The sequence below is a fragment of the Blastococcus tunisiensis genome, from assembly GCF_900112815.1.
In the GTDB taxonomy this organism is placed as follows: Bacteria; Actinomycetota; Actinomycetes; order Mycobacteriales; family Geodermatophilaceae; genus Blastococcus_B; species Blastococcus_B tunisiensis.
The window spans coordinates 1-13148 of the sequence record NZ_FOND01000018.1 but is presented as its reverse complement, the minus strand read 5'-3'; the positions used below and the strand labels follow the sequence as shown (position 1 = coordinate 13148).

Here is a 13148-nt window from a genome sequence, read left to right as displayed (position 1 = left end):
CGGCGTCCGGACGTCCTAGCTGGTGCCGAACCAGCCGGCCACCGCACCGAGGGAGACACGATGAGCACGGGCACGCCGACCGACCGGGAGCCGGCCGCGGTCCACGCCGCCGACAGCCACGACATGATCCGCGTGCTCGGGGCGCGCGAGAACAACCTCAAGGACGTCAGCGTCGAGATCCCGAAGCGGCGGCTGACCGTGTTCACCGGGGTGTCCGGCTCGGGCAAGAGCTCGCTGGTCTTCGACACGATCGCCGCGGAGTCGCAGCGGATGATCAACGAGACCTACAGCGCCTTCCTGCAGGGCTTCATGCCGAACCTGGCCCGCCCGGAGGTCGACCTGCTCGAGGGCCTGACGACGGCGATCCTCGTCGACCAGGAGCGGATGGGTGCCAACCCGCGCTCCACCGTCGGCACCGCCACCGATGCCAACGCGATGCTGCGGATCCTGTTCAGCCGGCTCGGGCAGCCGCACATCGGGCCGCCCACGGCCTTCTCGTTCAACGTCCCGACGCGCAAGGCGAGCGGGGTGATGAGCACCGAGAAGTCCGGCGGCCGGGTGGACAAGAGCGTGGTGCGCGACGCGGTCTACCTGGGCGGCATGTGCCCGAAGTGCGAGGGCATGGGCGCGCTCAACGACTTCGACCTCACGGCGCTCTACGACGAGTCGAAGTCCCTGGCCGAGGGCGGCCTGATGGTGCCCGGCTACAGCATGGACGGCTGGTACGGCCGCCTCTTCCAGGGCATCGGCCTCGACCTGGACAAGCCGATCGGGAAGTACACCAAGAAGGAGATGCACGACCTCCTGTACAAGGAGCCGACCAAGATCAAGGTCGAGGGCATCAACCTCACCTACGAGGGCGTGATCCCGAAGGTGCAGAAGTCGATGCTCTCCAAGGACATCGACGCGCTGCAGCCGCACGTGCGCCGCTTCGTCGAGCGGGTGGTGACGTTCACGACCTGCACCGAGTGCGGCGGCACCCGCCTGACCAAGGAGGCGCTGAGCTCGAAGATCCGGGGCACGAACATCGCCGACCTCTGCGCGATGCAGATCAGCGACCTGGCCGGCTGGATCCGCGAGCTCGAGGAGCCGTCCGTGGCCCCGCTGCTCACCGGGCTGCAGCACCTGCTCGACTCGTTCACCGGGATCGGCCTGGGCTACCTCTCCCTCGACCGGCCGGCGGGCACGCTGTCCGGGGGCGAGGCCCAGCGCACCAAGATGATCCGCCACCTGGGCTCCTCGCTCACCGACGTCACCTACGTCTTCGACGAGCCGACCATCGGGCTGCACCCGCACGACATCGAGCGGATGAACGACCTGCTGCTGCAGCTGCGGGACAAGGGCAACACCGTGCTGGTCGTCGAGCACAAGCCCGAGACGATCGCGATCGCCGACCACGTGGTGGATCTCGGCCCCGGGGCCGGCACCGGCGGTGGCGAGGTCGTCTACGAGGGCACCGTCGACGGGCTGCGGACCAGCGGCACGCTGACCGGCCGGCACCTCGACCACCGGGTGGCGCTGAAGCCCTCGGTGCGCGCGCCCTCGGGATCCCTGGAGGTACGGGGCGCGGACACCCACAACCTCCGGGACGTCGACGTCGACATCCCGCTGGGCGTGCTGACGGTCGTGACCGGCGTCGCCGGCTCCGGGAAGAGCTCGCTGATCCACGGCTCCGTGGCGCCGCGGGACGGCGTGGTGGTCGTCGACCAGGGCGCGATCCGCGGCTCGCGGCGCAGCAACCCGGCCACCTACACCGGGCTGCTGGAGCCGATCCGCAAGGCGTTCGCCAAGGCCAACGGCGTCAAGCCGGCGCTGTTCAGCTCCAACTCCGAGGGCGCCTGCCCGACCTGCAACGGCGCCGGGGTCATCTACACCGAGCTGGGGGTCATGGCCACCGTCGAGTCCCCGTGCGAGGAGTGCGAGGGCCGGCGGTTCCAGGCGGCGGTCCTGGAGTACACGTTCGGCGGCCGGAACATCGCCGAGGTGCTCGCGATGCCGGTGGCCGAGGCCGAGGAGTTCTTCGGCGACGGCGAGGCGAGGACGCCTGCCGCGCACGCGATCCTGGACCGGCTGGCCGACGTCGGGCTCGGCTACCTCACCCTGGGCCAGCCGCTGACCACGCTGTCCGGAGGTGAGCGGCAGCGGCTCAAGCTGGCCACCCAGATGGCGGAGAAGGGCGACGTCTACGTCCTCGACGAGCCGACCACCGGCCTACACCTGGCCGATGTCGAGAACCTGCTCGGGCTGCTGGACCGGCTGGTCGACTCCGGGAAGTCGGTCATCGTCATCGAGCACCACCAGGCCGTGATGGCGCACGCCGACTGGATCGTCGACCTCGGCCCCGGCGCCGGCCACGAGGGTGGCCGCGTCGTCTTCGAGGGCACCCCCGCCGACCTGGTCGCCGCGGGTTCGACGCTCACCGGCGAGCACCTGGCGGCGTACGTCGGGGCATGACCGTCAGCTGCTCGTGAGCACCACGAGCTGCTGGGTGGCCCGGGTCATCGCGACGTAGCGGTCGACCGCACCCTCGATGCCCGTCCCGAACCGGTCGGGATCGACGAGGACGACGAGGTCGAACTCGAGCCCCTTCGCCAGCTGCGGGGTCAGCGACCGGATCCGCGGCGTCGACCGGACGGTGGGGTCGCCGATGACGCAGGCGGTCCCGTCGTCGTGCGCGGCCAGCCAGGCGTCGAGGACGGCCGGCAGCTCCGACACCCGCCCGTGGACCACGGGGCGGCCGCTGCTGCGGACCGAGGTCGGCACGTTGGCGTCGGGCAGGGCGGCGCGGATGACCGGCTCGGCCTCGGCCATGACCTCCTCCGGCGTGCGGTAGTTGACGGTGAGCGAGGCGTGGCGGACCCGGCGCAGGCCCACCCGCTCGAGCCGCTCCTCCCACGACTCGGGGAAACCGTGCCGGGCCTGCGCCCGGTCCCCGACGACGGTCAGGCTCCCGGACGGCGAGCGCGCCAGGAGCATCTGCCACTCGGCGTCGGTCAGCTCCTGCGCCTCGTCGACCACGACGTGCGCGAACGGGCCGGCGAGCAGGTCGGGATCGGCGTCCGGGACGGCGTCCTCGTCCACCAGGGCGTCGCGCAGGTCGCCGTGGCGCAGGCTCGTCATCAGCAGCAGCTCGGAGTCGTCGGCCGCGATCAGCTCCTCGATGACGTCGGCCATCGTCGCGCGCTGGTCGGCCACGGCGGCCTCCTGGCGGCGCCGCCGGCGCGAGGTCTCCGGGTCGCCGAGCCGCCGGCGGGCGGCGTCGAGGAAGGGCAGGTCCGGCAGCGTCCACGCGGCGGGCTCCGCGCGCTGCAGCATCCGCACCTCGCCGGCGGTGAGCCAGGGCGCGCAGCGGCGCAGGTAGGCCGGCACCGACCACAGGTCGCCGACCAGGTCGGCCGCGCCGAGCAGCGGCCACGCCCGGTTGAACGTCGCGAGCAGCTCCCGGTCCCGCAGCAGCGCCCGGCGCAGCTGGTCGGCCGGGACGTCGTCGTCGTGCCGGTCCGCGACGATGGCGACGAGCTCGTCCCAGACCCGGTCACGGGCCTCGTTGTGCGGGGTGCCGGGTTCGGCCGCCTCGAACGCCTCCGCCCAGTCGTCGGCGCTGAGCCGGACCTCGACCCACGGCGTCTCGACCGTCGTCCCGGTGGCCGGCGGTTCCTCGTAGAACCGGACGGCCGCCTCGACCGCCGTGACCAGCCGCGCCGAGGCCTTGAGGCGGGCGACGTCCGGGTCCGTCTCCTCCACGGCCACGGCCCCCTCGGGGACCAGGTCGCGCAGCGTGCAGGTCTGGACCCCCTCCTCGCCGAGGCTGGGGAGCACGTCGGAGACGTAGGCCAGGTAGGGCTGGTGCGGGCCGACGAACAGCACCCCGCCCCGGTGGTGGCCCAGGCGGGGGTCGGCGTAGAGCAGGTAGGCGGTGCGGTGCAGCGCGACGACGGTCTTCCCCGTCCCCGGCCCGCCGTCGACGACGAGAGCACCGTCGGAGCCCGCCCGGATGATCGCGTCCTGGTCGGCCTGGATGGTGCCGAGCACGTCGCGCATGCGGGCCGATCGGCTGCCGCCCAGGCTGGCGAGGAAGGCGGACTGGTCGTCGAGCGCCGCGTGGCCCTCCAGCCCGTCGGCGGTGAACACCTCGTCCCAGTAGTCGGTGATCCGGCCGCGGACCCAGCGGTACCGGCGCCGGCTGACCAGCCCCATCGGGGCGGCGTGGGTGGCGGCGAAGAACGGCTCGGCGGCCGGCGAGCGCCAGTCGAGCAGCAGGCGTCGTCCGGTGCTGTCGGTGAGGCCGAGCCGCCCGACGTACACCGGCCGCGGGTCGTCGGCGGCGACGATGCGCCCCAGGCACAGGTCCAGGCCGAAGCGGCGCAGCGCGCGCAGGCGGGCGGTCAGCCGGTGCACCTCGAGGTCGCGGTCCAGCGCCTCCTGACCGGTGCCGCCGGGCGACCTCCGCTCCGCGTCGAGCCGGCCGGACAGCTCGGCGACGGTCTGCCGGAGGGTCTCGGCGATCGCCGCGAAGTGCCGGTCGTCGCCGCCGATCAGCGCCGGGTCGGCCTTCGCGGCGAGGCTGTCGGGTAGGTCGAACGCACTGGTGGTCAGCGGGTGCACGGGATGAGCTCCGATCCGAGGGGCGTGAGCATGAACGCGCAGGTCCAGGCCTCGGTCGACGAGTGTGGAGCCCCACCCGGGCCTTGCCGCAAGCCCCCGGGTGCGCTATACGTTCAGGTGGGAAGAGGAACGGCGCCGTCGGCCGCGCTTCCCGGAACTCCCGGCCGTCAGCCCGGGCCGGCCGGATGGCCGACGTCGTAGGCGCGGGAGACCTTCTTCGGGACGACCATGCGCCACGCGTCCACGACGAGCTCGCGCGCCTCCGTCGGCTCCAGTGCGGCGAGGTCGGCGTGGACCCAGGAGAAGCGCAGGTCCGACGCAGCCGGCAGGGAGAACTTGTGCGGCTCGCCCCGGACGAGCGCCGCCCGCTCCTCCTTGGGGAAGGCGAAGCCCATGACGCTCTCGTCCCGGGAGAACGCCACGTAGACGATCTGCCCGACGCGGAACTTCAGCCGGCCGCGCACGTACACCGGGTAGGGGCGCTCCAGCTCCGCGCCCAGCGCCCGGACGTCGTCGATCACCGCCATGCCCAGCACCGGCCCCTCGTCGCACGCGTCGCCTCCGCACATCCGACCGCGGCGGCACGTGGGAGTCATCGCCTCGTCGCACGCGCCCGCGCGTCGAGTGCTGGACGCCGCTGCGCCGGGCCGGGCATCGTCTCCTCCGCACATGTGCGGCCGCACGAACGGGTGGCCACCACGAGCGAGAGGAGCCGCCCGTGCTGACGCACGTGGCCGACGGTGTGCTGGTCCACCGGAGCGAGCTGCTCCGGAACAACACCGTCGTCGTGCAGGGCCGGTCCGGCGGGGTGCTGGTCGTGGACCCGGGGATCACCGACGGGGAGATGGCCTGCCTCGCCGACGACCTGTCCGCGTCCGGCCGGCACGTCGCGGCGGGCTTCGCGACGCACCCCGACTGGGACCACGTGCTCTGGCATCCCGAGCTCGGCGAGGCGCCCCGGTACGGCACCGCCCGCTGCGCCGCCTTCCTGCGCGATCTGCTGTCCGATCCGGACTGGCTGGCCCGCGTCGCCGAGGGGCTGCCGCCGGAGATCGCCGGGGAGATGACGCTGGACCTGTTCGGCCGCATCACGGGGCTGCCGGCCGGAACCGCGGAGCTCCCCTGGGACGGCCCGCGGGTCCGGATCATCGAGCATCCGGCGCACGCCCCGGGTCATGCGGCGCTGCTGATCGCCGAGCGCACGGTCCTCGTCGCCGGCGACATGCTCTCCGACGTCTTCATCCCGATGCTGGACGACCCCGATCCGCACGGCAGCGCCGACCCGGTCGAGGACTACCTCGCCGGGCTGAACCTGCTCCAGGCCGTCGCGGACGGCGTCGAGGTCGTCATCCCCGGGCACGGGTCCGTCGGCGGGCCCGGTCAGGTGCACGCACGGATCGAGCTGGACCGCGCGTACCTGCACGCCCTGCGCGACGGGCGCGCTCCGGATGATCCGCGGATCAGCACGTCGGCCGAGCCCGGGTGGGAGTGGGTGGGCGACATCCACGAGGGGCAGGCCCAGAGCCTCGCCCGGAGGGGCGAGCATCGCGGGACGCCCGGCCCGTGACCACCGTCGCGATCGACCGATGCGAGCGCCCGAGCCGCGATGGGTGCCGGCGTCCCCCGTAGCCCCCGCTGACGCGCAGTGTGCAGTGCGCACCACAACGCGACCACTTGTGGACGGCCGTCGGCCGAGGGACGTGGACTACGGCGAAGACGTCCGCAGACGCGCCCAGGCGGCGCCTCATCCACCCAGGTCGAGGATGCCTGCACCTGGCGGCGACGGCGACGAGGCGGAGCCTCATTGCTCGCCACGCGGCACGGCCCAGCCCCGTCCGCGTGGTCGCCCCGGACGCCGCTCAGGCCACGGAGTCGAAGGCCCCCTCCAAGTCCGTTACCCCCGCGTCCGGACGGTAGTGGCCACGGACAGGTCCGGCCGGGTCCGTCCCCAGTTCGTTGCCGCAGTGGCTGGACACCCACTCACTAGGCCCGAAGGTGGGCCGCCAGGTCTCGAGGTCGTAGGTGTCTCCGGTCGCGAACCAGGCCGCACCGAAGTGCTGGTGGCACTCGAGCTGGTCATAGATCGTGTCGGCGCGCCCCCCGTAGAGCCCGGCGACGCAGTCTTGGACGGCGTGCCACATGGCGATTGTGGCACCGTTCGCATCGACAGCGACGCGGCTGTGGCCCTTGGGCGTGACGCTGATCTTCTGATGGCCGTCGGCCCAGTCCTCGACTTGGATCTCGTGGACGAACTGGCTCTCACCGCAGTACGGCACCCATGCCGCGGCGCTCGGCGCATTGAGCAACACGACACCAGGGACGGTGACCAGGGCTGCACCAGCGGCTGTGGACCAGCGGGACCGCGACCGGCTGGCGGAAGCATCACCGGCGGCCACGCGTCCGGCGCTGGGGGTAGGCGACTGTTCGGTGCGACCGCGACTCATACGTCGGATCATCGACATCCTGGGACCGCCTTCCTGACGGGCTGGTGGGGTACGTCCCAGAGAACAGGCCGCGGTGCTCACGGGGCCAGCCCGGTGGCGGGCCAACCATGGGCCAACCAGCGGTCAAGATGCGTCGGCGAGGAGGGCCGTGAACGGACACCCCCGAGAGCTTCCCGACCTGCCGTCGACGTGGAGCGCCTTCGGACATGAGTTGGCGGGGTTGCGGGCGGCCAAGCGACTCACCCAACGGGAAGTTGCGGGAGCGTCTGACGGCCAGATCTCGAAGTCGTCGTTGCAACGATACGAGCAGGGCGAGCCGCTGCCTTGGGAGAAGGCGGCTGTCCTGGACTCCATCTATGCCTGCCGGGGATGGGTGACGGCAGGCGTAGCGCATCTCGCGGCGGCGAGCTGGAAATGGCGTCCCGGCACCGCCGGCACCTTCTTTGTGCACCGGTGGCCGGCGGAAGTCAGCGGCTGGGTATGGATCGCAGTCTTGCCAGAGCCAAGGGCAGCCGATCAGCCACACGCCTTGCTACTGAGGTGGGGCCCCTGGAGCCGCCAAGTCCGCGAGCCCCTGCCGGCCGCGGGACTCGCCCTGTGCACCGGCAAGGACGCCGACGGGGACGGACGCGCTGCGCCCTGTCACGTCACCAGTAATCGGAGGGTGTCGGTGCTCTTCGGCGTCCACAGGCCGCCTCCCGAACTGCGCGCCATCGACATTCGTGACGGCTGGACCTAACCTGGCCGGCACATCTTTCCTGGGCGACGCCCTGCACAGTCCCGGACGATGCCTTGCTGAGCACCACTGGCCGGCCACACCTCGCCACTGACCAGGATCTTCAGTGGGCCCCGAGGGGATCGAACCCTCAACCCGCGGATTAAAAGTCCGCTGCTCTGCCAATTGAGCTAGAGGCCCGGCGGTCCGGCGGAGGCCCGGATCCGTCGCGGGCAGCCTACGACGACGGTCGACCGGTGGTCCGGCCGATCGAGCGGACCACGAGCCCGCCCGCACGATCGGCCGTCGCTCCGCTGCAGCGGTGACGGCGTCGTCCCCACGTCCCCGCCGAGCGGACGGTCAGAGGACGTCGAACACCAGCAGCAGCACCAGGGTCAGCAGCGCGGAGACCAGCAGCGAGCCGAGGCAGCCCAGCCGGCTGGAGAAGAGGAAGAACACCACCCTCCCGTGCCCCGGGAGGCCACCGCCCAACCCGGCGTGGTGTGCGCTCCGTCACCGTCGTCGGGGGCATTGCACCCGTTCAGGGGATGCCGGACGCGGTCGACGACTACGTACCGTCATCACCGCTCCGGTCGGGGACCGTGCGACACGCCCGTCCCCCGACCGCAGATCTTCCGCCGGACCGGTGTCCGGCGGTCACGGCCCCGGCCCGGTCGACCCGTTCCCCCCGGGGCGGCCGGGTCGGTCTCTCGTCGCCGGCAGGCACTCAGGCGCACACCCGCTGCACCAGCGCGGCGAGCCCGTCGCGCTGCGCCGGATCCAGCGGCAGGTCCACCGGCACCGGGTCGTCGTCCCCCACCTGCACCGTCAGGGGGAAGCCGTAGGGCTTCTTCGTCTCCGACAGCACGTGCGGATCGCAGGTGGCCGGGGTGAAGGACACCGGCGCCCGGACGGCCCGCTCCCCGCGGTCCAGGACCACCGGCAGCCCCTCCGCCGTCACGTCGACCAGCACGCTGCGCCCCAGGGCGGTCGCCCTCACCCGGTCGTCGCCCTCGCGCCTGGTCAGCTCCAGAGAGCCGGTGAGCACGTCCCCGTCCTCGGCCAAGCCGGTGACGGCGACGTCCACGACCTCCAGCACCGCCCGGACGGCGCACTCCTCGTCGTGGACGACCTGGAGCACCTCGGCCGACAGCGGCGCGCGCACCGGCTCCGCCACGCCGCCGGGGCGGACCAGGGTCAACCGCGCCACCGCCGGGAGCGGGTCCGCGTCGCACACCGGGTCGCCGTAGGGCACGGGCAGGTCGATGACGCGTCCGGGGGCGAACTGCGCCGTGACGGCCGTGTCGGGCAACCCGGCGAACCCCGGCGAGTCCAGGGCCGCCGCGCCGATGGCGAACGCCTCGTCCCCGGTGTTGGTGAGGCGCACCTGCAGGCGCCTCCCGACGGCCTCGTCGGTGCGCAGCCGCACCACCTCGGCCTGCAACCCCGCAACCGGTTCCACCGACGGCGACGGCTCGACCGGGCCGGCCGTCGTCCCGCACGCGGCGGTTCCCGCCACGAGGAGTGCGACCACCGTCCGCCTCACGAGGCGGAAGCGTAGGGCGCGGACCGGCCTACCGGTTGCGTCCGGGCAGCCGGGCCATGACCCGGCCCGCCTCCATCCGCACCTCGAGCTTCTCCTGCGGGCTGGCCGCCGGGCCGCGGCGCGGTGAACCGCTGTCCAGGTCGAAGGCGGACGAGTGCCACGGGCACACCAGGCAGTCCCGGCCCCGCACCTCCTCGACCCGCCCCTCGTACAGCGGGCCGGCCAGGTGCGAGCAGGCGCCGATGAAGACGTCGACCGTCGTCCCCCGCCGGACGGCGGCGAGGGGGACGGCGACGCTGCCGCCCGGCCCGGTCCGCAGCGCCGGCCGCCCCTCGGGCAGGTCGTCGAGCGGGCCGAGGTCGATCCAGTCGGAGGTGAGGGCCCGGGCCGCGGTCGCGGAGTGCGAGACGCCGGAGGACTGCGCGTAGGACATGTGCCCACCGATCGCCGCCGACCCACTCGCGATCCCCAGTCCCGCGTAGGAGAGGACCCGCCCCAGGGTGCCGCGTCCCTTGCTGCGCGCCACGAGCGAGCCGACGTACAGGCCCAGCGCGGCGCTGTTCGCGACGGCGTGCAGCGCGCCCAGGCGGCGCACCCCGGCGTCCTGCTCGGACCAGTCCGCCGCACCGGTCAGCGACGCCGGCACGGCCGCGGCCACGCCGGTGCCGATCAGCACCGTCGCCGCGGGGCGCAGCGGCGGGATGGCGTCGAGCAGGCCGGCCGAGATCCAGCTGCCCACCGGCACCTGCACCACGACCGGGTGCAGGGAGTGACCCAGCCACGTCCCGTGCAGCAGATCCTTGACCGCCTGCGGGCGCAGCGCCGCGTTCACCGCCCGCCGCGCGGGCTCGATGACCTTGTCGAAGGTCTGGACGTCGGCAACCCGGTCGAGGATCCCCATCAGGCTCATGGGCGCTCCCCTACCCGCTCCACCCGCCCGCGACGCCCTCAAGAACCGGCGGTGATCGGCCGATCGTGAGGTAACCGACAGGGAATCAACAGGGTGAGCAGGCATGTTTCCGCGTGACAAGGGTCGGCGTGGAGAGGAACGTTGACCCGACGACCGCTGCGAGAGGAACCCCGTGACCTGCCCCGCCCTGCTGCGCCGCCGACAGGAGGCCGCCACCGGCTCCGAGGGCGACGTCGCGCAGGGCCCGCTGCAGCCGGTCGCCGAGGTCGCGCACGTGGCCTCCGAACGGCTCCGCCGGGACGACACGCTGGGCCAGTTCGTGCGTTTCGTGCTCGTCGGCGGCTCCTCGACGGCCCTCTACGCCCTGCTCTTCCTCGGCCTGGAGAGCCTCGGCTACCTGGCGGCGCACATCGTCGCCACCGTCGCCTCCTCGATCCTGGCCAACGAGCTGCACCGCCGCACCACCTTCCACGCCGACGAGCGGGTCGGCTGGCTCGCCGCGCAGGTCGAGGCCGGCGGGGTGTCCCTGTTCGGCCTCGTGACCACCAGCGTCGCGCTGGGCTGGCTCGACGCGAGCGTCGGCGCGGCCCACCCGGTCCTGCAGATCCTGCTCGTCGTCACGGTCACCGGGCTCATCGGACTCATCCGATTCGTCGCCCTCCGCTGGATCTTCCGTCCGACGGGGGCACCCGCTCAGTAACGTGAGCGCGATGATCGAGCCGACGGACCCGGGCCCTCCCCGATGGGAACGGTCCGCGCGCGTGGCCGGGCGCTGGACGCTGCGGGTGGCCGTCGCCCTCGTCGGCGCCCTCCTGGCCGTGCTGCTCTTCGGCCGGATCTCCGCGCCCATCGGCCCGTTCGACGCCTCGCTGGCCTTCCGGCCGGCCGGCGGCAACGCCACGGTCGCCGTCCCTCCGCTGGGGTCGATCACCGTCGACGTCTACGACGGGCCGCTGCGCCTCGACGTCGCCCTGCAGCGGGTCGACCAGGAGCGCGCCGAGGCCCTGGCCAACGACCCGGTCCGGCTGGCCGGGGTGGTCACCGAGGTCAGCGAGGACCTCCAGTCCGCCGTCGTCCGCCTGGTGTGGACGACCGCGGGGCTCGCCGTGCTCGGCGCCGCCGTCACGAGCCTGGTCGTCACCCGTCGCCGCAAGGAACCGCTGATCGCGGCCGGTGTCACCACCGTCCTGCTGCTGGGGACGGCCGGGCTGGGCGCGGCGACCTGGCGTCCCGAGGCGCTGTCCCAGCCCACCTACAGCGGGCTGCTGGCGAACGCGACCTCGCTCATCGGCAGCGCCGAGGACATCGTCACCCGCTTCGACGCCTACCGCGCCTCCCTCGAGGACATCGTCGGCAACGTCGGCACCCTCTACGCCACGCTGTCCTCGCTGCCGGCCCCCAGCGGTGGGGGGGACACCGTCGTGCTGCTGCACGTGTCCGACCTGCACCTGAACCCGTCGGGCTTCGACCTCGTGCGGCAGGTGGTCGACCAGTTCGGGGTGGACGGCGTGCTCGACACCGGCGACATCACCGACTGGGGCAGCGGGCCGGAGAACCGGCTGATCACCTCCGTCGGCACCCTCGGCGTGCCGTACGTCTTCATCCGCGGCAACCACGACTCGGCGGTGACCGCCGGGCTGGTGGCGGCGCAGCCGAACACGACCGTGCTCGACGCCTCGACGGTCACCGTGGCCGGGATCGAGATCGCCGGCATCCCCGATCCCCGCTTCACCCCGGACAAGAGCACCGGCGACGACGACGCCGGCGTCGACGTCCTGGAGGAGTCCGGCGAGGAGCTCGCCGACGTCGTCGAGGACCTCCCCGAGCCGCCGGCGATCGCCATGGTCCACGACCCGAGGCAGGCGCAGCCCCTCGACGGGCTGGTGGACGTGGTCCTCGCCGGCCACACCCACGACCGGAAGGTGTCCGAGCTCGACGACGGGACCCTGCTGATGGTCCAGGGCTCGACCGGCGGCGCCGGCCTGCGGGCGCTGCAGGGCGAGTACCCCGAGCCACTGACCTGCACGGTGCTCTACCTGGATGCGGAGACCGGGCGGCTGCAGGCCTACGACGAGATCACCCTGGGTGGCCTGGGCGAGACCGAGGTGATGATCCAGCGGCACACCCTGCCGACCGGCGAGCAGCAGGAGTCGACCGGCGGCACGGAGGACGGCGCCCTGGACGAGTACCTCCCGCCCGGTGACGCGAGCGCTCCGGCCTCCCCGGCGGAGTGACGACGGCGACCTACGCTCGGAGGATGTCCTCGACGCCGACGGCTTCCCGAACCGCCGCCACGCTGCTGGCCGGCGCGCTGCTGCTGCCGCTGTCCGCCTGCTCCGTGACCGCCAACGGCATCAGCTGCTCCACCAGCTCCTGCACGGTCACCCTCTCCGGTGACGGCGCGGAGGCCGACCTCTTCGGCACCACCCTCACCTTCGTCGGCGCCCAGGACGGGCGCGCCTCGCTGAGCGTCGGCGACACCCGGGTCTCGTGCGGGGAGGGGGAGTCGGTCGTCGCCGGCCCGCTCGAGCTCGAGTGCTCCAGCGTGACCGGGGACTCCGTCGAGCTGCGGGCCTCCCTGGGCTGATATGTAGTCCCTCGCTGTCAAGAGGGCAGGGCGAGGCGCCGCCGGGGCTGGGTGCTCTGGCGGCGCCTCGCTTTTGTGCTGGCTCGGATCGGCGGTGCGACGGGGTGAGCGTGTCGGTGCGACGCGCGGTCGATGCTGATATTCGCGGGTTGGTTCCGCAGGACGGCGTTCGGCGGGGGGCGCTTCGGCGTGTCTGAGGTCGAGCGTCACGCTCGTCGAACCGTACTGGTGGGTCGGCGTCGTGGCTCACAGCCCAATCGCCGGTTCGGCCCCTCGCGCTGCTGCCCGTCGGTGCCCGATACGAGCCAGGTCTGTGATGGGTCGGCTTGCTCCTGCTCCTG

At 73.0% G+C, this 13148-nt stretch carries 11 protein-coding genes and 1 tRNA gene; 6 read left to right on the top strand and 6 right to left on the bottom strand.

Going from position 1 to position 13148, the window contains the following annotated elements:
• Positions 1–60 precede the first annotated feature (60 nt).
• On the top strand, positions 61–2454 hold the full coding sequence (locus tag BM142_RS19200) for an ATP-binding cassette domain-containing protein (RefSeq protein ID WP_092202244.1): 2394 nt from the start codon (positions 61–63) through the stop codon (positions 2452–2454).
• 3 nt (positions 2455–2457) lie between these two features.
• Here BM142_RS19200 and helR read toward each other — a convergent pair whose 3' ends face one another.
• Together helR and BM142_RS19190 are read right to left on the bottom strand one after the other, a co-directional pair.
• Positions 2458–4605, bottom strand: a complete 2148-nt coding sequence (gene helR, locus BM142_RS19195) for an RNA polymerase recycling motor ATPase HelR (RefSeq protein WP_092202242.1) — start codon at positions 4603–4605, stop codon at positions 2458–2460.
• Between the two features lie 167 nt (positions 4606–4772).
• The gene (locus BM142_RS19190; protein WP_217640798.1) at positions 4773–5174 is read right to left on the bottom strand and encodes an MmcQ/YjbR family DNA-binding protein; all 402 of its coding nucleotides are present in this window, start codon (positions 5172–5174) and stop codon (positions 4773–4775) included.
• 149 nt (positions 5175–5323) lie between these two features.
• Between BM142_RS19190 and BM142_RS19185 the strand changes: the two genes are divergently transcribed.
• Entirely contained in the window at positions 5324–6172 is an 849-nt protein-coding gene (locus BM142_RS19185; RefSeq protein WP_092202240.1) for an MBL fold metallo-hydrolase, read from the top strand.
• A gap of 292 nt (positions 6173–6464) precedes the next feature.
• Here BM142_RS19185 and BM142_RS19180 read toward each other — a convergent pair whose 3' ends face one another.
• A complete protein-coding gene (locus tag BM142_RS19180; RefSeq protein ID WP_175527363.1) occupies positions 6465–6914 on the bottom strand; it encodes a DUF2599 domain-containing protein in 450 nt (149 codons plus the stop codon).
• A gap of 208 nt (positions 6915–7122) precedes the next feature.
• On the opposite strand from BM142_RS19180, the gene BM142_RS25700 reads away from it, so the two are divergent.
• On the top strand, positions 7123–7788 hold the full coding sequence (locus BM142_RS25700; RefSeq protein WP_092202236.1) for a helix-turn-helix domain-containing protein: 666 nt from the start codon (positions 7123–7125) through the stop codon (positions 7786–7788).
• Between the two features lie 104 nt (positions 7789–7892).
• Here BM142_RS25700 and BM142_RS19170 read toward each other — a convergent pair.
• The 3 genes from BM142_RS19170 to BM142_RS19160 form a co-directional block, all read right to left on the bottom strand.
• Positions 7893–7965 (bottom strand) — tRNA-Lys (locus tag BM142_RS19170).
• 526 nt (positions 7966–8491) lie between these two features.
• Positions 8492–9310: a hypothetical protein gene (locus tag BM142_RS19165; RefSeq protein WP_139228949.1), complete on the bottom strand. Its 819-nt coding sequence runs from the start codon at positions 9308–9310 to the stop codon at positions 8492–8494.
• A 28-nt stretch (positions 9311–9338) separates the two neighbouring features.
• Positions 9339–10220: a Rieske (2Fe-2S) protein gene (locus BM142_RS19160; RefSeq protein WP_092202232.1), complete on the bottom strand. Its 882-nt coding sequence runs from the start codon at positions 10218–10220 to the stop codon at positions 9339–9341.
• Positions 10221–10392: 172 nt separating this feature from the next.
• Here BM142_RS19160 and BM142_RS19155 point away from each other — a divergent pair, with 172 nt between their 5' ends.
• The 3 genes from BM142_RS19155 to BM142_RS19145 are packed head-to-tail and all read left to right on the top strand — an operon-like array spanning position 10393 to position 12807.
• The gene (locus BM142_RS19155) at positions 10393–10920 is read left to right on the top strand and encodes a GtrA family protein (RefSeq protein WP_254791079.1); all 528 of its coding nucleotides are present in this window, start codon (positions 10393–10395) and stop codon (positions 10918–10920) included.
• 10 nt (positions 10921–10930) lie between these two features.
• A complete protein-coding gene (locus BM142_RS19150; protein WP_092202378.1) occupies positions 10931–12454 on the top strand; it encodes a metallophosphoesterase in 1524 nt (507 codons plus the stop codon).
• A 23-nt stretch (positions 12455–12477) separates the two neighbouring features.
• Entirely contained in the window at positions 12478–12807 is a 330-nt protein-coding gene (locus BM142_RS19145; protein ID WP_092202230.1) for a hypothetical protein, read from the top strand.
• Positions 12808–13148: the final 341 nt, after the last annotated feature.